Here is a 21111-nt window from a genome sequence, read left to right on the forward strand (position 1 = left end):
TTTTCTCTCTATCCCTTCTTGTTAACCATTTCTTTGTCTTCGTTATAACTTTCCACAAAATAAAGTGGTCTCTTTTTAACTTCTTGGAAAATCCGTCCCAAGTACTCACCAATAATTCCTATACTAATAAGCTGTACGCCACCCAAGAACAGGATAATGATCATGAGCGAAGGAAAACCGCTTGTGTCTGCACCAAAAAGCAATGTTTTGATAAACAAATACACCATATAAATAAAAGCCGCCGCAGATACAACAAAACCACTATATGTAGAAAGTCTGAGAGGAAAAGTTGTATAAGAAGTAATTCCTTCAAGCGCCAAGTTAATTAGTGACCTGTAGCTCCATTTGGATTCCCCATCATAGCGAGGGGCAGCATCGAACGCTACTTCTATTTTTTTTGAAACCAATCCAGCTATAAAGGCCTTTTGTATAGCGGTTTGACTCGCGCATTTGTTTGAGCGCTTCAACACAACGTTTATCTAACAAACGAAAATCGCCTGCATCTGGAAGAACAGGAATGCGCGCGACTTTTTGAAGAATTCGATAATACAATTTTGAAGTGGCTTTTTTGAGCCATGTTTCACCTTCACGTCGATTTCTTTTAGCATACACATCTTCATAGCCTAGCTCCCAAAGTTTAAGCATTTCTAAAATCACTTCTGGAGGATGTTGCAAATCAGCATCCATCGTAACAAGTGCGTCACCTTTCGCATAATCAAACCCTGCTGCCATGGCAACTTCTTTCCCGTAATTACGTGACAAGTCAACATATACAACTCGGTTATCTTTTTCGTGTAGGGCTTTCATTTGATCAAGTGTCCCGTCTTTACTTCCATCATTAATGAAAAGCAGTTCAAATGTATAAGATTCCTTCACTTGATCCATTACTTCCACAACACGTTCATAAAGCGGAACGATCATTGTTTCTTCATTGTATGCAGGAACAGAGATAGTCAAAAGCTTCAATTAAGGTGTTCCTCCTTTAATATTATTCTGTAGCTTTTTAAAATGCAGTTATATTCATAGTTTATCACAAAAAATATCTCATATCACTATAATTTTAGACAAAAAAACAGCAGCCCGCAGGCTGCTGTTTTTATTCAATCTCTATTTTTATTTTTTGTGTAACCACTTATAGTTTTCTGTTCCGATCGGATAAGCAATGTAATCCGCTAAATCAGCTTTTTCCAGATACGCACGACCACCTTGGTAAAGTGGGATTAACACGGCATTATCTTTTAAGAGAATCTGTTCTGCTTCAAGAAGTGCATCAAACCGTTTGTTCAAATCATTTGCGAGTTTCCCTTTCGCACCTAAAACAAGTTCGTCATATTTTGCATTTGAAAAACCTGTGTGGTTGCCAGGGCTACCTGTCAAGAACAAGTTGAGGTAAGTTAATGGATCTTGATAATCGCCGCCCCAACCGCCAAGAAGCAGTTCAAAGTCTTGTGTGACATCAGCCTTAAAGCTAACTTGTGTGGGAACATTTTTCAACTTCACTGTTAAACCAGGCAAATTCGATTCTAGTTGATTTTGAATAAATTCAGTTTGCTTTTTAATCAGCGAAGTATCACCCGCTGTTAAAGTGAGTGTTAACTCGGTTTTCCCTAGTTCCTTGAGTCCTTTTTCAAAATAACTTTTCGCTTCATCTTTATCATAAGTCACGAGTGGCCCATTAATCTTTCGAAAATCTTTTCCATTTTCAGGGCTGAACATAATTCCACCTGGAACATCGCCATCAAGCGGCTCCGAGCCATTTGCAAGTAATGTATCGACAAGCCCTGTCTTATCAATTGCCATCGCAAGTCCACGCCGAATATTCAAATTAGCTAGATCGGTTTTTACTCCGTCTTTTCCTTGGTTCATTTTCATGTAAACCGATCGACCTGTCGCCATTTTATGAAACTCTTTATCGTTTTCAAATTGCTTCACAAAATCGCCATCGAGCTCAACACGATCGAGTTTTCCAGTGTTATATAAATTAAGCGCGGCATTCGTGTCTTTTACAACTGTCACATGAATTTTATCCGCTTTTACATTCTTTTTATCCCAATACTTCGGATTTTTAACATAATCAAACGTTTGGCTCGTACTATCCCAATTTTTCAAAAGGAAAGGTCCATTTGAAAGTAGTGTATCGCTATTTGTTCCATAGCGATCGCCTTCTTTTTTAAGTTGCGCTTCTTTTTGCGGGAAAAACGTTCCCGTTGTTAACAACTCTTTAAAGATAGGTACCGGGTTTTCTAAATCAATTTGAAGCTTCTTCTTGCCTAAAGCTTTAATCCCTAATTCACTAGGCGGAAGCTCTCCTTTTAAAACTTGTGTTGCATTTTTTACAATTTCTTCCATTTGAGGTCCGTAAGCCGCCGCTGTTTTAGGATCTACAACTTTTTTCCACGCAAACTCAAAATCAGCTGCCGTTACAGGGCTACCATCCGACCAGTTCGCATCTTTTCGAATATCAAAAATAAACGTTTTCCCATCATTTTTAACAGTCGGCTCTTTTGCAGCAAGTGCGAGCTTAGGTTTTCCTTTTTTATCCAAGCGATATAAACCTTCAAAAACCTGATTAACCACCTTAAAACTGGCTCCATTGTCTGCTGTAATCGGGTTAACACTAGGCACCGCAGACGTTTCCATAACATTAACAACTTTGTTTTCTCCTGCCCGTTTGTCCTTATTTTCCCCCGAATCCCCTTCGCTCGCGCCACATGCCGTAAGCGCTAAAACACCAAGTACCAAACTACCTGCTAGAAACTTCTGTCCCCTTTTACGCATTTTATTCCTCCTTATGTTCTTGTATGTACTTCTCCTTCTCGGAAGCGCTTTCCAAAGGACTCAAAAAAAGACGAGAGACTTAAAAATCGGGATAAGCCTTCCGTCTTTTATTATAGTATCAACTGTACCTGTTGTAAACAAAATCTGTATTAATAATTATCTTTTATTCAAGTAAACGCCAGATCCAACAACAATAATACACACTGCGGCAACCATGATCATCATAAAGTAACTTGGATCGTTTCGCATAAAAACAGCGAGAATCAAACATGCCACACCAAAAAAGACAAGCGATGCAATCGTAATTTTTTTCCACAAATTTTTAGCATATGCATCTGTTTTTTTAAAGCCAACAAGCCGCAAGAAAAGAAATACTTTTTTTGAATAGCTAAGATAAACGGCAAGTAGCAATGTAAAAGCGCTCGCCGCAAGTAATGCAAATCGCCCTGTTGGAATCTCATAACCAAGCCCGTAAGCAATCAAACTCAGTTGTACAATGGCAAGTAAAACTAGTAAAAGACGGAAGCAATATTCAAATTCCAATTTACTTTCTGCTTTTACTTTCTCCTTGCCATAATACTCCGTCCCGGTGAACATCACCATTAAAAACGGAATCAGGATAAGTCCAAGCCACTTCTGCATGAACATATCCGGAGAGAAGTCACTGCCGAAATGAACGGCCATTTCCGCCGGAAGTAGCGGATAACTGACTAGGGAAGCTGCCACCGTGATTAAAATAACCAAACTTGGAAACATCCCGATTTTTTTCATCTCCTTCACCTTCCTATACTTAAAAAATTAATTTAAAAGCACAGCGAGGTCATTCCGCGTTTCTACCAGTCTGATGTTTGTCATTTCTTCTAGCTGTTTTTTCGTCTCCTGATAACCCTCGCTTGTAAGTGCGCGTGTCGCTCCCAAATAAACAATCACTTGGAAACCCGCTCTTTCAAGCTGAATCACAGTTGTTTTGACACAAAAATCAAAAGCAAGTCCTCCGACCACCACAATATCTACTTTTTTTTGCTTCAAAAATTCGATTATGCCCGTTGAAAGTTCTTCTTTAATATCATGATAGCAAGCGCCATATGGATGCAAATCAGGCTCCATTCCCTTCCAAACAAAATAATCATATTCCGTCGGCTTTGGGAGGCCTTTAAGAAGTTCAAACCCCTTTGTTCCCGGCTCACAGTGCCTCACCCATGTTAAATCAGCATTTGGATAGTCAAGCGGCTTAAGCATATCTTCACTTTTATCCACCACCCAAACCGCATTTGCTGGATGGGCATCTTTACTTGCCACGCGAACATCCCCAAGTGACGCCATAAATTCAAGTTCTGGAACAATTTCTTCTGCTTCTGGAACAGGAAGCTCATCTGGACATACCGGACTAAATCCATTTTGCGCATCCACATCAAACGTTGCAATTTTCATCTTTATTCTTCCTCCAATTTTCCATAAGTTAATTGGGCGAATTCGCCAAAACGCGTAACCTCTTCCAGTTTAAGGCTGTGTGGATGGTCTGCTTCAAATAGCGGAATCCCGCTTCCAAGTATGACCGGTGCAATCGTGAGCACAAATTTATCGATCGCTTCTTCTTTTAAGAATTGCCGCACAAGACCTGCACCGCCAACAAGCCAGATATTCGCTCCATCAATTGTTGCAAGCCAGTCCCGCACGTTTCCTGAAACAAAAGCAGCATATTCATCAGCCGGTTCGTTTTTCGAGCGTGAAAACACGTAAACATCTTTCTTACTGTACGGAAAAGTGTCTGTTAATGAAAAAACTTGCTGGTAAGTTGTCCGCCCCATCACAACGGTATCAACGCTATCAAAAAAAGCTTCATAGCCACTATCTCCCTCACCTTGGATCTTCTCAAGCCATTCCACACTTCCAAGTTCATCCGCAATATAACCATCCAAGCTGACTGCAATATAAAGTGAGACACGTTTACTAGTCACTTTCATCAAATCCTTTCACAACCAGTTTTCCGATCATTTTTCCAGATTCTACAATTTTATGTGCATCTCGCATCGTTTCCGCGTTGATAGGTGACAAAACTTTCGTTAGCGTGCTTTTTAGCTCTCCAGATTCAAAAAGAGCACGCGCATTTTCTAAGAGTTCATGTTGTCGAATTTGATCGGTCGTTTGATATTTTGATCGCGTAAACATAAATTCATAATGAAAACCTGCACTTTTGTCTTTCAAAACACTCATTTGAACGGGATGACTAAGTTCCACGATCGTGCAAATTTGTCCTTCTGGCTTGATCGCTTGCTCCATTGCTTCAAAGTGCCGATACGTATCGTGCAAGCACAAAATATAATCGACGTTTGGGAAGCCGATTTTTGAAAGCTCATCTGGAATCGACAAATGGTGGTCGATCACAAAGTCCGCGCCGTGCTTTTCCACCCAGCTGATCGTTTCAGGTCGACTCGCTGTTGCAATCACCTTGAGCCCCGCAAGTTTCGCCAGCTGCACGGCAATTGAGCCTACACCGCCTGCTCCATTGATGATCAAAATCGATTTCCCTTGATCCTTTTCTGGCGTAATCAGTAGCCGATCGAACAAAGCTTCAGAAGCCGTAAGCGTCGTAAGCGGCATCGCAGCAGCTTCTTCATCCGTTAAATTTTTGGGCTTGTGCGCCGCAAGTCGTTCATCAATCCTTGTATATTCTGCATTGCTTCCTTGTCTTGTCACATCGCCTGCAAAATACACCTCATCGCCAACCGCAAACAAACTAACGTCGCTTCCGACTTGGGTCACTTCGCCAACTGCATCATAACCAAGAACCCGCGGCGTTGCTTCAACTCGCTCTTTAGGTGCACGCTGTTTCGTGTCGACTGGATTAACAGATACCGCCTTGACGCGAACGAGCAAATCATGTGCTTCCGGGACGGGTACCTCAAGTTCAAGATCCAGCAAACTTTCAGAATCCTCAATAGCCAAATACCGATAAAGTCCTACCGCTTTCATCCTCTTCACCCTTTCTTCCTTTTTCTATTCCCCGATCTCACCAAAGTAAAGCTTCCAATTTCAAATTCAGAAAAAGCCTGCCTAGAAATCGCATCTAAACAGGCTTTTTTCGTTGTATTAACTTTTTTCATCCAGTAAATGGCTGTCGCTAAATTTCACTTTTGCTTCATATTCTGGCGTTTTCCATTTTAACTTTTTCCCGCCTGTTTTTTCACTACTCTTAAAAAGTAATTCACTACCTTTTTTTAGTAATGGAATCGCAATAATGACACCCACAAGCGTCAAAATGGCAATAAAGGCAACAAAAAACAAACTCAGGCTTGCCGCAACAACAAAAGCTTTCTTCAAGAAATAACCTAGGTCAAAACTTTCTTCCAATTTCATCAGCTCCTCCCATTTCCTTCCGTTTTTATCATATCACGAAGCAAAAGAAGGAAGCGACTACTAGCCCTTTAGAATTTCATCACGCACAAATTGCGCGAGACCACCGGCATCATTATCCGTCGTGACAAAGTCTGCTTTTTCGCGCGCGAGCTCAATCCCATTTCCCATCGCTACACCGACTTCAGCAAGTTCGATCATGCCAACATCATTTTCGTTATCTCCAAATGCAGCCGTTTCCGCAAGATCGAGATAGCCATGTTCCGCTAGGTAGCGCAAACCATGAGCTTTATCAATTCCCTTGTTCATAATATCCACCAAGTTTTTCCCGGAGGACATCACAGACAAATCAAATTCTGCCAAGGTTTCCTTGACTTTCTTGCGCTTATTTTCGTCTTCATCAACCGCTAAAATTTTGAGCGGGAATTCTCCTTCGCCAAGCTCTTCAAGCGGCGTTTTTGTGAGCGTGATCGGCACTTGTTCATTTTCAGGGAGCTGCTTATTTTGTTCATTAAAGAAAGCAATTTTCCCCGTATTCGAAGGCCCCAGAATTCGCTCTGTTGTATAAATATGATAATCGACTTCTAGCTCAGAAAGCACAGCGAGAACGGCTTCAATCGTTTCGCGCGCTAAACTACTTTTATATAAAATTTCTCCCGTTGAAAAATCGCGAACGAGCCCACCGTTACACGAAATCACCGGAAGCGTAATTTTCAGTTCATGAATAAATGGCAAAATCGCTAAATCGAGCCTTCCCGTTGCTAAAAAGAGTTTTTTTCCTGCTTTTTGCCAGTCCAAAAGAACCGCTTTGTTGTTCGCTTCTATCTGATCTCCCTTAGTGACAAGCAGCGTTCCATCCATATCCGTTACAATCGTATTTATCATTCTTTTACACGTCCTTCTTTCAGGTTCAGTCTACTCGAATTATAGCCCGAAATGACTAGTTTGTCACGCCTGCTTCTCGTTATTATGCTATAATAAAGCCAAATTTTCAAAATCTGGAGGTCATTCTTTTGCGCAACTGCTTAAAAATCCTTTTCCTTACTGCTTTGCTTTTTCTCGTAGCCGGTTGTTCCGAGCCAGAAACACTCGAAGCGCCAGATTCCGTCAATTTGAGCAACACCGTCCCGATTATTCTTGTCCATGGGAGTGGCGGAAATGAGCACACGCTTGACGAAATCAGCGAAAACCTACAAGATAGATACCATTTTTCGAACGAGAAACTGGAGGTTTTAATTAGCTCGAAAGGCGAGCTCTCGTACCGGGGAAAACTGACCAAAAATGCGAAACATCCTATTATTGCGGTGGCGTTTGAAGACAATGAAGCGCCCATTAGCGACTGGGCAAAATGGCTCCGGATTGCGACAGATGATCTTGAAAAGCACTTTAAATTCAAGAAAATGGATGGCGTGGGCTATTCAAACGGCGGCTTAGCCCTTTCTGCGTACGTGCAGGACAATCAAGCCACTCCGCGTTTTCAAAAAATTATTACGCTCGGTGCGCCGTTTAACGACTTAAGTGAGGAAGACAACGCGGGTGATGCCAATTTCAAAAACGTGGCGCATCAAACAGCGATGCTCAAGAGTTTTCTATCCAAAAAGAAGCAAAATCCACGCGATTTAGAATTTCTTTCAATCGCAGGCATTTCAGATGCTGAGCATAATACAGACAGCGTTGTCCCGCTTCAAAGTGCACTTTCTTCACGACTCATTTTTGACAACATCTACGTGTACATGGAAAAAATCGAACGTGGCGAAGAAGCGAGTCATCAAGCCATCTTTAAATCTGCGGAATCCATCGAGCTCATTCACTGGTTCCTAGCCGAATACACCTCCCCAGAAAAATCCGTATATCAACTGGCCAAATAAAAACTGCCGCTCTAAGATAGAGCCGCAGTTTTTATTTTTCTATCAAAATTCGTTCTGGGCGACTATAAATGTTCATCGTTTCCTCTCGAATAAAACCAACAGCAGTAATCCCAAGTTCTTCTGCCATTTGAATCGCGAGTTCTGTCGGGGCGGAACGAGATAAAATGATGCCACATCCGATTTTGGCCGTTTTTACTAAGATCTCCGAAGAAATTCGACCGCTGAAAATCACAATTTTGTCATTTACACTCATTCCCGCTTCTAAGCAGTGCCCATAAATCTTATCAAGCGCATTGTGCCGCCCAATATCCATCCGCGTGAGCAGCACTTCTTCGGTTGAACACAAACCTGCATTATGCACCCCGCCCGTCCGGTGAAACGTTTTCGAAGCTTCTTCAAATTCAGCCATCAAGTGAAAAATCGTTTCTGGCTTTAAGCTGATCGAAGTTTCATTAAAACTTTCCAGCAAGGATGCATCCGATTGAAAATAGAAATTTTCGCGTGATTTTCCACAACAGGAAGTAATGTAACGCTTCGCACGATATTTCGCATTAAATTTGTTAACAAAATTCGCCGTCACATATGCATGTCCAGTGGATTCTACAATTTCAATTTGGTCAACGTCTTGTACGCCTCGAATAACACCTTCCGAAGTTAAAAAACCGATGACCAGATCTTCCAAATATTCTGGTGTACAAACAATCGTAACGAGCTCTTCACGGTTCACATAAATGGTTAGCGGGTATTCAACCGCAACAAGCGCTTCTTGATCACGCTTTGCTTTCCCGTCTTCATAACGAACCATTCTTTCGTTTGCACTCGTCTCCATCCTGCTCCCCCTCTAAGGAAAAGCCTCCAAACAATACACTTGGAGGCCCCTCTTTGTTATTTTAATCCTTTACCCATTTCCTTCAGAAAAGCAATGCCATAACGCAGCGCCCGATTGACATCCGGATCTTTCATCGCCTTCATCAAACCGAACAAGCCAACAATTGATTCATCTTTTGCCGCTTTATTCGCTTCGCTCGCAGCACTTTTCATTTGACCAATCATCGCTTCCGTTTGTTCAGGCTTTGTTTCTGTAAGCAATTGACCAGAAATCATCAAATTATTGATCGCATTCGTCGTTGGTTCTTTGCGCCATTCATTTAAGAATGTCTTCGCAATATCTTCTTTCGCTTTCATAGCGCTATTTACCGCTTCAAGCGCTCCTGCATCATGAAGCAATTTAACAAACTCCAAAATTTCCTTAAAACCTGATTCATCTTGCGCAATAGTTTGTTTTAGCTCTTCTAATTGTTCCGCTTCCTTTTCCTCTGGAGAAGGTGAAACATCACGAATTTTTGAAATTGGTTCAGCCATTTTCTTTCTCTCCTTTACAACCGCAGCTTCCGCCACAAGCACAATTCACTTTTGAAATAGGAACATAGTCATTTCGTTTCCATTTCCGTTCCACTTCTACGCCATTTTGCGGATAGCGTTTACGGTTCCGCGGGTTATGCTCTGGGAGCGGATTTTTACCTTCTTTTTGTAAAACTTCCATCGCTACTTTTGTTTGTTTAAATGCCGGTGTCTTCGTCCGAACATCTCCCGTACTACTTGTTAGCAAGTTTACAGCCGTTTCACTGCTCACAGAGTGCATTGGCACATAAACTTCTTTTCCTTTCATTCGTTCTGTTACAACTGCACGCAATTTAATATGGCCATATGGCGAACTTAAACGAACGAGCGAGCCACTTTCAACGCCGCGTTCTTTTGCAAGCTCCGGTGAAATCTCAACGAATACTTCTGGAAGTTTATAATCTAGCCCCTTCGATTTGTCCGTCAAGTTCCCTTCATGGAACTGCTCAAGCAAGCGCCCATTATTGAGCTGCAAGTCATATTCATCTGGGAATTCAATTGGCGGTACATAAGGAAGTGTCGAGAACTGCGCTTTTCCATCAGGGAAATTAAATCTTTCCTTATAAAGAAGCGGCATATCTTGACCCGTTTCATCAACCGGCCACACTAAGCTGTCAAAGCCTTCCATTCGGTCATAACTTACACCACGGAAAAACGGCGCTAGACGGGCAATTTCGTCCATAATTTCGCTAGGATGACTGTAATTCCAGTCTGCTCCACAAGCGCGCGCTACTTCTTGCGTAATCCACCAGTCAGGTTTCGAATCGCCAAGTGGTTTCATAACTTCGTATAGACGCTGAACTCGGCGTTCTGTGTTCGTAAACGTTCCTTCTTTTTCAAGAGAAGGCGAAGCCGGTAAAACAATATCAGCAAATTGCGCCGTTTTTGAAAGAAAGACATCTTGTACGACAAGAAAATCAAGTTTTGCTAGGGTATCTTGAACGTGATTCGAGTTAGAATCCACCCAAGCCATTTCTTCACCAACTAGATACATACCGTGCAAAGTGCCTGCTTCAATCGCATCGAGCATCTCGTTATTTTTCAGACCTGGAGTTTCCGAAATTGGAACCCCATATTCCGCTTCAAAGCGAGCTCTTACATCAGCATCGCCAATCGGTTGCACGCCAGGAAGCACATTTGGAAGTGAGCCCATGTCACAAGCACCTTGAACGTTATTGTGACCACGAAGCGGGAATGCCCCAGCTCCATTTCTGCCGTAGTTTCCGGTCACAAGAAGTAGATTTGAGATAGCAGATGAAGTATGCGAACCGGCAATATTTTGCGTAACGCCCATTCCCCAACAAATCGAAGTGCCATCTGCTTCGTGAACCATTTCGGCAATTTCCTTAAGCGTATCTACAGAAAGCCCCGTTTCTTGTTCCGCATATTGCAACGTAAACGGTGCTAAGAATTCCAAATACTCATCCACATTCGAAATGCGTTCATTCATAAAGGCTTCATCATGCCAGCCTTGGTCGATGATATATTTTGCGACCGCGGTCAGCCAAACAAAGTCCGTTCCTTGTTTTGGTCGAACAAATTTATCTGCCCGTTCTGCCATTTCGTGTTTACGCAAATCTGAAACAAACAATTTCGCGCCATTATATTTGTGCGCCCGCTTGATTCGACTCGCGATAACCGGATGCCCATCCGCAGGTGAACAGCCGACAAGCATGATAAGTCCTGCTGACTCAATATCTTCAACCGTTCCCGAATCCGCCCCGATTCCAACTGTCCGAGTAAGACCATCAGAAGCTGGCGCTTGACAGTAACGTGAACAGTTATCCACATTATTCGTTTCAAAAACTTGGCGTGACAACTTTTGCACCAAATAGTTTTCTTCATTTGTAGTCTTCGAAGAACTGATAAATCCAAGTGCATCACTGCCGTATTTCGCTTGAATTTCCCGCAAACGCGTTCCAATCGTTTCAAGCGCTTTTTCCCAGCTAACCGGTACAAATTCGTCGCCTTCTCGCATGAGCGGTGAAGTGAGACGTTTCTTGTCATTCACAAAGTCCCAACCGAATTTCCCTTTCACACAAGTGGCAAACTTATTAACTGGACCTTCCCCAGTTGGTTCTACTTTCAAAATTTTACGGTCTTTTGTCCAAACCTCAAACGTACAGCCTACGCCACAAAACGTACAAACTGTTTTCGTTTTCTTCGTCCGTGTATCACGCATGGCCGCTTCAACTTCAGAAACCGCAAAAACAGTTTGATAGTTTGGCTCCACTTTTTTCACAAGATCAATCATCGGATCAAGCACGTCTTCGTCTAGTCCTGTCATAAATCCAGCCTGCCCGAGCATCGATTTCTCCATCATCGCGTTACAAGGACAAACCGTTGAACACAGCCCGCAAGAAACGCAAGATGAGAGGTTCGCCGGTTTATCATCATCCCAAATAACTCTCGGCTGATCTCTTTCCCAATCGATCGATAGCGTTTCATTGACTTGGACACTTTGACAAGCTTCGACACAGCGCCCACAAAGAATACATTGATCTGGATCATAACGATAAAATGGATGCGAAAAATCATTTAGATAACCCTTTTCGCGGTACGGACGTGACTGGCCTTCAATGCCTAACAGTTCCGTTGTATTATGTACACGACAATTCCCGTTATTATTATCGCAAACCGTACAGTACAACAAATGATTTTCTAAAATGCGGTCCATGGCTTCAAGTTGTGCATCCGTTGCTTTTTCAGAATCCGTTTCAATCTTCATACCCGGCTTAAATTCAGTACTACAAGCACGCATTAATTCGCCGTCCACTTCGCACATACAAGTGTCGCAAGATTGGATAGGTCCCATTTGCTCACTGTAACAAATATGCGGATGTTTAATTTCTTGTTCATTCAGATAGTCTAAAATTCGTTGCCCTTCATCCACCTCATGTGGCTTCCCGTTAATCTGAACGGTGATTCTTCCTGCCATAAAAGCTCCTCCTCCTTACTATTTAAGAAAACGATTACATACTTTTGATTATAGCAGATTTTATGTGAATTTCACAGTAAAACTTTAATTGAGAATGCTTATCAAATAGCGTAATATAGCCAATTCCGCTATCTCGAATGATTGTTCAAATAAAAAAAGCTGCAACCGGAAATATATACCCGATTACAGCTTCTCTCTAACTATTTTTTGAAAAAATCTTTGACGTTGTTTAACAAATCAGTAGGTGCGCCGAGCTGTTCTCCGATGGAATTTTTCACTTCATCCACCTTGTCGCTAAGACCGCCCGTTAACTCACTTGGATCAACTTGTTCAACGGTTTCCGTCACTTTATCCGTGCCAGCTTCAACTTGATTCGTCACTTCTTCCGTGGTTTCCGAAATTTGTTCGCCAGTGCCACCGAGGAATTCCGTAAGCTTATCCCCGGCCAAGTTTTTCAATTGATCAAACAGCGGCATAGAAACGCCTCCTTCGACTTGATTTGCTATCAAGCATAACATAGAATTTGAAGTTTCTCGCCCCTCCTGACCATCTGTTAAACAACTTTAATAAAATTTACAATCTCTCAAAAATCATTTTGCATCCATCACAATATCCGCATCTGGAATTGAAGCTGGTGAATATGGATTACTTGGCGTTTGCCATTTCAAGTGGAAGTAAGAAACTGGCGCTTCCTTATTAAAATGTTCCGTTGTAATCTTAATTGTTTGCCCAGCTTGTAAGTAGCGGAAGTTGGATAGAGCTCCACCAATCACATTATCATGGTCAATAATTTTTTCATCATCTAAATAAACGGTTCCAGCGTCATCTGTTTCAACGGAGAAAGTATATCTACCCGTTTCTTTGACCGTCACATATCCGACTTTTTTCACTTTATAGTAATCTGTTCCAAGACCCGGATATGGTTCTTCGTTGTTGTAGTCATCGTCAAAGTTTACAGCTGTTCCCGTTCCCTTCTCAACAAAGTAACCGAGTGACCTTGGATAGTCGTAGAAAGTAACACCGACTCCTTGGCTCACTTTTTTAGTAACAGTCACTTGAACAGTTGCTGTGATGCCATTGGACGTGCGTACCGTAATCGTTGTCTTTCCAGGTGCCTTGGCTACCCAATTTCCTGATTGATCTATCATCATGATTTCTGGATTTGCACTTGTATAAGTTAATGTCTTGTCAGTCGCATTACTTGGTGAGATGGTCACATTTAGCTTACCTGTATCACCAACGATTTGGTTTAACTCTTTTGGCTCCACTGTAATGTTGTCCACTGGAATATCTTTTGCTTTAACTGTTACTTGAACATAAGCTGTAACTCCATTATAAGCACGCACCGTAATCGTTGTCTTACCTGGAGCTTTAGCCACCCAATTTCCTGATTGATCTATCGTCATAATCCCTGGGTCGGCACTCGTATAAGTTAATGTTTTATCGGTTGCATTGCTTGGTGAGATTGTCACATTTAGTTTGCCTGTATCCCCAACAATTTGATTCAATTCTTTTGGTTCCACTGTAAGGCTTTCGACTGGAATGTCTTTCGCTTTGACCGTTACTTGAACAGTCGCTGTAATGCCATTCGACGCACGCACTGTAATGGTTGTCTTACCGGGTGCTTTAGCTACCCAATTACCCGCTTGATCTATTGTCATAATCCCTGAATCTGCACTTGTATATGACAACGTCTTGTCCGTCGCATTACTTGGCGAAATTGTCACATTTAGTTTACCCATGTCGCCAACAATTTGATTCAATTCCTTTGGTTCCACTGTGATACTTTCTACTGGAATGTCTTTCGCTTTGACTGTCACTTGAACAAATGACATCAAGCCATTTTTTGTCGTTACAATCAAAGTTGTTTTACCAACAGATTTCGCTATCCAATTTCCGTCTTTATCCACTGTCATGATATCTGGATTAGCGCTTGTAAAGGTTAGACTTTGATCTGTTGCATTGTTTGGCGTAAATGTCACGTTTAACTTGCCCATGTCACCGACCACTTGGTTCAATTCTTTTGGTTCCACTGTGATGCTTTCGACTGGAATATCTTTTGCTTTAACCGTCACTTGAACATATGACATCAAACCATTTTTTGTCGTTACAATCAAAGTTGTTTTACCAACAGATTTTGCTACCCAGTTACCATCTTTATCTACTGTCATAATCTCTGGATTGACACTTGTAAAAGTTAACGTCTTATCCGTTGCATTGCTTGGCGAAAACGTTACATTTAGCTTACCTGTGTCGCCAACAATTTGATTCAATTCTTTTGGTTCCACTGTGATACTTTCCACTGGGATGTCTTTTGCTTTAACTGTCACTTGAACAGTCGCTGTAATGCCATTCGTTGTTTTCACCGTGATTGTTGTTTTACCGGGTGCTACAGCTACCCAATCCCCAGATTGATCTACCGTCATAATTTCTGGATCGGCACTCGTATAAGTTAATGACTTGTCAGTCGCGTTGCTTGGTGTAATGGTTACGTTTAGCTTGCCCGTATCCCCAACAATTTGGTTCAATTCTTTCGGTTCTACCGTAATGCTTTCCACTGGGATATCTTTCGCTTTAACCGTTACTTGAACAGTCGCTGTAATGCCATTCGCTGTTTTCACCGTGATTGTTGTTTTACCTGGTGCTACCGCTTTCCAGTTGCCGTCTTTATCTATTGTCATAATCTCTGGATTCGCACTTGTATAAGTTAATGTCTGATCAGTTGCATTGCTTGGTGTGATCGTTACATTTAACTTACCCGTATCCCCAACAATTTGGTTCAACTCTTTCGGTTCCACTGTAATACTTTCCACTGGGATATCTTTCGCCTTGACTGTTACTTGAACAGTCGCTGTAATACCGTTCGCAGCTTTTACTGTAATCGTTGTTTTACCCGGAGCTTTGGCTACCCAATTCCCAGCTTGATCTATTGTCATAATCTCCGGATCGGCACTCGTATAAGTTAACGACTTGTCGGTCGCGTTGCTTGGTGTGATCGTCACACTTAACTTACCTGTATCCCCAACAATTTGATTGAGTTCCTTCGGCTCAACTGTGAGACTTTCTACAGGAATAGACTTATCTTTTAGCATTGCATCAATTCCAGCAATCGAATCTGCTCCAGTCAAATCATAAAAATTCGAAACCCCATCTTCGCTAAACGAACTTGGAACTGCGACTTCTTTTCCATCAGGAATATTTAATTTCAAATAGTAAGTGCCTTTAGGCAAGTTATTGAATACATATTTACCAGAAATCCCTGTAACTGTTTGTCCAAGAGCTTTTCCGTCAGAACTATATAATGTAACTGTCAAACCACTATATCCAATTCCTGAAGACTTATCTTTTATAGTTCCTGAAAGTGAAGATTTTTCTTGTGGATTTACTGTCACTTGAACTTCAGCAGTAAGACCATTCGCTGTTTTTACCGTAATCGTTGTTTTACCAGGTGCTACCGCTTTCCAGTTACCATCTTTATCCACTGTCATAATCTCTGGATTAGCACTCGTAAAGGTTAAACTTTGATCTGTTGCATTATTTGGTGTGATCGTTACATTTAACTTACCTGTATCGCCAACAATTTGGTTCAATTCTTTTGGTTCCACTGTGATACTTTCCACTGGAATCTCTTTCGCTTTAACTGTTACTTGAACTTCGGCAGTAATACCATTCGCCGCTTTCACAGTAATTGTTGTTTTGCCAGGTGCTACTGCTTTCCAGTTACCATCTTTATCCACCGTCATGATTTCTGGATTAGCACTTGTATAAGTTAATGCCTGATCCGTTGCATTGCTTGGCGTGATCGTCACGTTTAACTTACCTGTATCACCAACAATTTGATTGAGTTCCTTCGGCTCAACCGTAATTCCTTCAACTGGAACATCTTTATCTTTAAGCGTCGCATCAATTTCAGTTATAGAATTTGTTCCAGTTAAATCATAGAAACTCGATACGCCATCGCTACCAAATGAACTTGGAATCGTAATTTCTTTTCCTGTAGGAACCATCAACTTCAAATAATAAGTTCCCTTCGGCAAATTACTAAACACATAGCTTCCAGAAACTCCAGTAACTGTTTGTCCAATTGGTTTGCCATCAATGCTGTATAAAATGACCGTTAACCCGCTATAACCAATCCCTGAAACTTTATCTTTTACAGTTCCTGAAAGTGAAGATTTTTCTTGCGGATTTACTGTCACTTGAACTTCAGCAGTAAGACCATTCGCGGTTTTCACAGTAATTGTTGTCTTACCTGGTGCTACCGCTTTCCAGTTGCCATCTTTATCCACTGTCATAATTTCCGGATTCGCACTTGTAAAGGTTAAACTTTGATCTGTCGCATTATTTGGCGTGATGGTCACATTTAGCTTGCCAGTATCCCCAACAATTTGGTTTAACTCCTTCGGTTCAACGGTAAGACTCTCTACCGGGATCTCTTTTGCTTTGACCGTCACTTGCACTTCTGCCGTTAGCCCATTTGCTGTTTTTACCGTGATCGTTGTTTTTCCTGGTGCCACAGCTTCCCAGTTACCATCTTTATCCACTGTCATAATCTCTGGATTAGCGCTTGTATACGTCAAGCTTTTATCGGTTGCGTTGCTTGGGTTAATAGTTACATTTAGTTTGCCTTTATCCCCAACAGTTTGATTGAGTTCCTTTGGTTCAACGGTAATCCCCGTCACCGGAACATCTTTATCTTTAAGTGTTGCATCAATTCCAGCCACAGAATTTGCCCCAGTTAAATCGTAAAAACTCGATACTCCGTCCCCACCAAACGAACTTGGAATTGTAATTTCTTTTCCCGATGGAACCGTTAATTTTAAATAATATGTTCCTTTTGGAAGGTTATTAAATGCGTAGCTACCAGAAACCCCGGTAACTGTTTGCCCAATTGGTGTCCCATCAAAGCCATACAAAACAATGGTTAAACCACTATAACCGATTCCTGAAACTTTATCTTTTACAGTCCCTGAAAGTGAAGATTTTTCTTGTGGGGTTACCGTCACTTGGACTTCGGCAGTAAGACCATTCGCGGTTTTCACAGTAATTGTTGTCTTGCCTGGTGCTATGGCTTTCCAGTTGCCATCTTTATCTACCGTCATAATTTCCGGATTCGCACTTGTATAAGTTAGCGTCTTATCCGTCGCATTATTTGGCGTGATCGTTACATTTAGCTTACCTGTATCGCCAACAATTTGATTTAATTCCTTTGGTTCAACGGTAAGGCTTTCTACTGGAATCTCTTTCGCTTTGACCGTCACTTGGACTTCAGCCGTTAAACCGTTCGCTGTTTTTACCGTGATCGTTGTCTTACCAGGTGCCACCGCCACCCAGTTTCCGTCTTTATCCACTGTCATAATTTCTGGGTTCGCACTTGTATAAGTTAGCGTCTTATTCGTTGCATTGCTTGGTGTAATCGTTACATTTAACTTACCCGTATCCCCAACAATTTGGTTTAACTCTTTCGGCTCAACGACAAGATTTTCTATAGGAACTTCTTTGTCTTTCAAAGTCGCGTCGATTCCGGTAATAGAATTTACTCCTGTTACATCATAAAAGCCAGATACACCATCGCCACCAAACGAACTTGGGGTTGTGATTTCTTTACCTGCTGGAATACTTAATTTTAAATAATAAGTTCCTTGCACTAAACCATCAAACAAATAACTTCCTGTTGAGTTTGTGACTGTTTGGCCGATTGGTTTCCCCGTAATATCATAAAGAATGACAGTCAATCCGCTGTAGCCTAAGCCCGATGTTTTATCCTTAACGGTACCCGCAAGTGAAGATTTTTCTTTCTGTTTAACTGTGACTTGAACTTCAGCTGTTAAGCCATTCGCTGTTTTCACGGTAATCGTTGTTTTACCAGGTCCAACAGCCGTCCAGTTCCCATCTTTATCCACTGTCATAATTTCTGGATTCGCACTTGTGTAAGTCAAGGTTTGATTTGTTGCATTACTTGGTGTAAATGTTACTTTTAGTTTGCCTGTATCTCCCACAACTTGGTTCAATTCTTTCGGTTCAACAGTTATACCCGTTACAGGAACATCTTTATCCCGTAAAGTCGCATCAATACCACCAATTGTGTTACTACCTGTTATTTCATAGAAACCTGATACACCATCACCGCCAAAACCATTTGAATAAAAAATCTCTTTACCTGTTGGTATGTTCAGTTTGATGTAATAAGTTCCTTTTTCCAAATTCGCAAAAGAATACGCACCACTTGCGTCCGTTTGGACTGTTGCTTGTTTTATTCCACTTGCAGAATACAAATCTAATGCTACATCACCGTATCCACCTACATTTAACAAATTAATTTTTCCAGATAAACTAGACTGATTGGCTGGAACTTTTTTCTTTAGCGCCGCATTATAATCAGTAGCTTTACTTTTACCATCTACATAAATATAGGCTGTCGTTAAATCTTGATAGAATTTCTCTGAGTTACCTAATTCATAGCCTTCCGGAGCTGTTAGTTTCAAATAATAATAGCCCGCTTTCAGACCGTCAAATGAATAACTTCCATCCGCACTCGTCACGGTCGAAACACTTTCACCAGTACTTGCATAAAAGAGCGAGACTTTCACTTGACTCATCCCAATGTTTCCATTTGATAAGTCTGTAATTTTCCCACTTATCGCCGAACTTTTCGGATTAGCAACATCAACAATCGCATTAACATCACTAATATTTTGAGTCCCATCTACCTTGAGGTAACCTGTTTGACCTTGGAAAAAATAATTAGAAGAAACAAATTTATAACCATCTGGCACTTCTAATTTGACGTAATAATCCATTGCCGACAAACCGCCAAAGTCATAAAGACCATCGCTTGTAGTAGTTTGCGTTCCAACAATTTCTCCATTCCACCTATAAAGCGTCAACCGAGCATTCGCAACCCCAAGATTATTCGAATCCACAATTTTACCGCCAATATGAGAATTCGCCTTACTTCTTACAACGACATCAATGGTTTTACTCGCTCCACCTTCTGCTGTTACTGTAATTGTTGTAGTTCCTGGATTTTTCGCTGTCCATACTCCAGTAACAGGATCTACAGAAATAATTCCGAGATTCCCAACCGTATACGTCACTTTTTTGTGATTTGTATTCGCTGGTTCAAATGTCGTCGTAATGTTACCTGTATCCCCCGTTATCGCATCAATTTTGCTTGGTGTAACAGTAATAGAAGAAGCATACACATCTTTTTCTTTCAACTGCAAATTAATGCCTGACAAGATGTTACTTCCATCCACTTTTAAATAACCTGTTTTTCCGGTTGTATCAAAATAGTCGTTTCCATTTTTAACCTCATAATCTTTTGGAATTGAAACAGAAACATAGTAATTCCCATTTTTCAATCCGGTAAATGAATAGGAACCCGTTTGAGAAGTCGTCGTACTTCCAATAACTTTATCCGTTCCAACTTCAATCAGTGAAACACTTATGCCACTAAAACCCGTGCCATCACTTTTAGAAATAATCCCATTAATAGCAGAATTCTTCGTTTCCACTACCGTTACGTCTACATATGCAAACTGTTCTGGATTGCTTACACTAGACACTTTGATTCTAGTCGTTCCAGCGGCTTTTGCAATCCAATTTCCCGCACTATCAACACTAATAATTGAGCTATCTTCTGAGGAGTACAAAACCTCTTTATTGCTTGCATTGCTTGGTAAAACATTAGCCGTGATTTTTCCTTTGTTGCCAACTTCCTCATAAAGCTTTTCTGGCGTCACGGTTAACCCTGTAACGGGTACATTCTCATAAAGAGCCAAATTAATATTCTGTCTGTTGTCTCCTGAATTTAAGAAAAGAGGGATACTTTTACCCGTGTTATCGAAGTTACTATTTTTAATAACTTGATATTTTGGCGGCACAGAAATGGTTCGCACTTCATAAGTTTGACCCGTTGTTATTTTCTTAAAAAGGTATTTACCCGTCGTGTCAGATTTAACAGTTTGTAGCGGCGTAGAACTTCCAGATAAATACAAACCTAATTCTATTCCTGGAATTCCTTTTTCTGAGCCATCTTGCGCACCATTTTTATTTTCATCACCAAATACTGAGCCTGATACCATCGCTGTTGTTGGGTATAACCCTCCCCAACCTTCTGTGAAAACTTGTCCTTCACTAATTGAAAAGTAACCTGAATTTCCATCTGGACCGAATCCAAGTGATCCTTGTGTGAACAACTTATAGCCTTCAGGTGCTTTGACATTCAAATAATATCTACCAGCCGGCAGATTGGTAAAATTATACTTACCCGACGCATCTGTTTCTTGAGTTTCCACTGCTTTTAATGTGCTCGCATCATATAATGTCACAGTGACTCCTGGAACACCCGCTTCATCAGGATCCTGCGTATAATTTCCATTTAAATCTTCGAAAAAAGTTGCACTAACAGAAGCTGTCCCGGTCTTGCCAAGACTTTTACCGCTTGAGTTTTCCACAGCAAATGCAGAAATACTAGGCGCCAAAATATTTATAATCATTAGCGCTATTAGCAAAACGTTAATCAATCTAAACTTTTTCAAAAAATACTCACCTCTTATTCTCCCTATTAGACCCGTGAATCACCTAATTATTTTCCTTCTAATTTCATGCTGCGTTTCTTTTTTACTACTAAAAACAAATTCGTACCAATTGCCAAAGCCGCTGCCGCTAATACAACTGGAATTGGGAAACCGTTCGTTACTAACGCCACCGCGGAAATTCCACCACCAGTTATAGGTAATAAAACATTCGCTCCTGAAATACTCACTG

Annotated in this window: 14 protein-coding genes and 1 pseudogene; 1 reads left to right on the plus strand and 14 read right to left on the minus strand. The window is 41.2% G+C overall.

Features of this window, described 5'->3' with window-relative positions; translation table 11 throughout:
- Nucleotides 1-8: 8 nt before the first annotated feature.
- The 8 genes and pseudogenes from UR08_RS12320 to UR08_RS12355 all read right to left on the minus strand — a co-directional run bounded on the left by UR08_RS12320 (nucleotide 9) and on the right by UR08_RS12355 (nucleotide 7017).
- A pseudogene (locus UR08_RS12320) lies at nucleotides 9-966 on the minus strand (glycosyltransferase family 2 protein).
- Nucleotides 967-1113: 147 nt separating this feature from the next.
- Entirely contained in the window at nucleotides 1114-2778 is a 1665-nt protein-coding gene (locus tag UR08_RS12325; RefSeq protein WP_115753965.1) for a peptide ABC transporter substrate-binding protein, read from the minus strand.
- Nucleotides 2779-2934: 156 nt separating this feature from the next.
- Nucleotides 2935-3549, minus strand: a complete 615-nt coding sequence (locus tag UR08_RS12330) for a DUF1648 domain-containing protein (protein WP_115753966.1) — start codon at nucleotides 3547-3549, stop codon at nucleotides 2935-2937.
- Nucleotides 3550-3576: 27 nt separating this feature from the next.
- On the minus strand, nucleotides 3577-4209 hold the full coding sequence (locus UR08_RS12335; protein ID WP_115753967.1) for a nicotinamidase: 633 nt from the start codon (nucleotides 4207-4209) through the stop codon (nucleotides 3577-3579).
- Nucleotides 4210-4211: 2 nt separating this feature from the next.
- Nucleotides 4212-4736, minus strand: coding sequence for a dihydrofolate reductase family protein (locus UR08_RS12340; RefSeq protein ID WP_115753997.1), 525 nt, complete (start codon nucleotides 4734-4736; stop codon nucleotides 4212-4214).
- The gene (locus tag UR08_RS12345) at nucleotides 4729-5751 is read right to left on the minus strand and encodes a zinc-binding alcohol dehydrogenase family protein (RefSeq protein ID WP_115753968.1); all 1023 of its coding nucleotides are present in this window, start codon (nucleotides 5749-5751) and stop codon (nucleotides 4729-4731) included. The genes UR08_RS12340 and UR08_RS12345 overlap by 8 nt, the downstream gene beginning before the upstream one ends.
- Nucleotides 5752-5868: 117 nt before the next feature.
- Nucleotides 5869-6129, minus strand: a complete 261-nt coding sequence (locus UR08_RS12350; RefSeq protein ID WP_115753998.1) for a hypothetical protein — start codon at nucleotides 6127-6129, stop codon at nucleotides 5869-5871.
- 66 nt (nucleotides 6130-6195) lie between these two features.
- Nucleotides 6196-7017, minus strand: coding sequence for an HAD family hydrolase (locus tag UR08_RS12355; protein ID WP_115753969.1), 822 nt, complete (start codon nucleotides 7015-7017; stop codon nucleotides 6196-6198).
- A gap of 128 nt (nucleotides 7018-7145) precedes the next feature.
- On the opposite strand from UR08_RS12355, the gene UR08_RS12360 reads away from it, so the two are divergent.
- On the plus strand, nucleotides 7146-8000 hold the full coding sequence (locus UR08_RS12360; RefSeq protein ID WP_165849996.1) for an alpha/beta hydrolase: 855 nt from the start codon (nucleotides 7146-7148) through the stop codon (nucleotides 7998-8000).
- Between the two features lie 31 nt (nucleotides 8001-8031).
- On the opposite strand, the gene fdhD is transcribed toward UR08_RS12360, so the two are convergent.
- The 6 genes from fdhD to UR08_RS12390 form a co-directional block, all read right to left on the minus strand.
- Nucleotides 8032-8829, minus strand: coding sequence for a formate dehydrogenase accessory sulfurtransferase FdhD (gene fdhD / locus UR08_RS12365; protein ID WP_115753971.1), 798 nt, complete (start codon nucleotides 8827-8829; stop codon nucleotides 8032-8034).
- A 56-nt stretch (nucleotides 8830-8885) separates the two neighbouring features.
- A complete protein-coding gene (locus UR08_RS12370) occupies nucleotides 8886-9362 on the minus strand; it encodes a helical membrane plugin domain-containing protein (RefSeq protein WP_115753972.1) in 477 nt (158 codons plus the stop codon).
- On the minus strand, nucleotides 9355-12339 hold the full coding sequence (gene fdhF / locus UR08_RS12375; protein ID WP_115753973.1) for a formate dehydrogenase subunit alpha: 2985 nt from the start codon (nucleotides 12337-12339) through the stop codon (nucleotides 9355-9357). Before fdhF ends, UR08_RS12370 begins: the two co-directional genes overlap by 8 nt.
- A 200-nt stretch (nucleotides 12340-12539) precedes the next feature.
- Nucleotides 12540-12815, minus strand: coding sequence for a hypothetical protein (locus tag UR08_RS12380; protein ID WP_115753974.1), 276 nt, complete (start codon nucleotides 12813-12815; stop codon nucleotides 12540-12542).
- A 114-nt stretch (nucleotides 12816-12929) separates the two neighbouring features.
- On the minus strand, nucleotides 12930-20882 hold the full coding sequence (locus UR08_RS12385; protein ID WP_115753975.1) for an Ig-like domain-containing protein: 7953 nt from the start codon (nucleotides 20880-20882) through the stop codon (nucleotides 12930-12932).
- 47 nt (nucleotides 20883-20929) lie between these two features.
- Nucleotides 20930-21109 (minus strand): hypothetical protein, encoded by a 180-nt coding sequence (locus UR08_RS12390; protein ID WP_115753976.1) that lies wholly within the window; start codon nucleotides 21107-21109, stop codon nucleotides 20930-20932.
- Between the last annotated feature and the right edge of the window lie 2 nt (nucleotides 21110-21111).

Origin of the sequence: Listeria kieliensis (assembly GCF_003369925.1) — a bacterium.
Lineage (GTDB): Bacteria > Bacillota > Bacilli > Lactobacillales > Listeriaceae > Listeria > Listeria kieliensis_A.

Excerpts from the sequence above, each read along its gene's own strand:
- UR08_RS12370 (WP_115753972.1), bottom strand. The coding sequence starts at position 9,362 with ATGGCTGAACCAATTTCAAAAATTCGTGATGTTTCACCTTCTCCAGAG.
- UR08_RS12330 (WP_115753966.1), bottom strand. The coding sequence starts at position 3,549 with ATGAAAAAAATCGGGATGTTTCCAAGTTTGGTTATTTTAATCACGGTG.
- UR08_RS12335 (WP_115753967.1), bottom strand. The coding sequence starts at position 4,209 with ATGAAAATTGCAACGTTTGATGTGGATGCGCAAAATGGATTTAGTCCG.
- fdhD (WP_115753971.1), bottom strand. The coding sequence starts at position 8,829 with ATGGAGACGAGTGCAAACGAAAGAATGGTTCGTTATGAAGACGGGAAA.
- UR08_RS12380 (WP_115753974.1), bottom strand. The coding sequence starts at position 12,815 with ATGCCGCTGTTTGATCAATTGAAAAACTTGGCCGGGGATAAGCTTACG.
- UR08_RS12325 (WP_115753965.1), bottom strand. The coding sequence starts at position 2,778 with ATGCGTAAAAGGGGACAGAAGTTTCTAGCAGGTAGTTTGGTACTTGGT.
- UR08_RS12345 (WP_115753968.1), bottom strand. The coding sequence starts at position 5,751 with ATGAAAGCGGTAGGACTTTATCGGTATTTGGCTATTGAGGATTCTGAA.
- fdhF (WP_115753973.1), bottom strand. The coding sequence starts at position 12,339 with ATGGCAGGAAGAATCACCGTTCAGATTAACGGGAAGCCACATGAGGTG.
- UR08_RS12355 (WP_115753969.1), bottom strand. The coding sequence starts at position 7,017 with ATGATAAATACGATTGTAACGGATATGGATGGAACGCTGCTTGTCACT.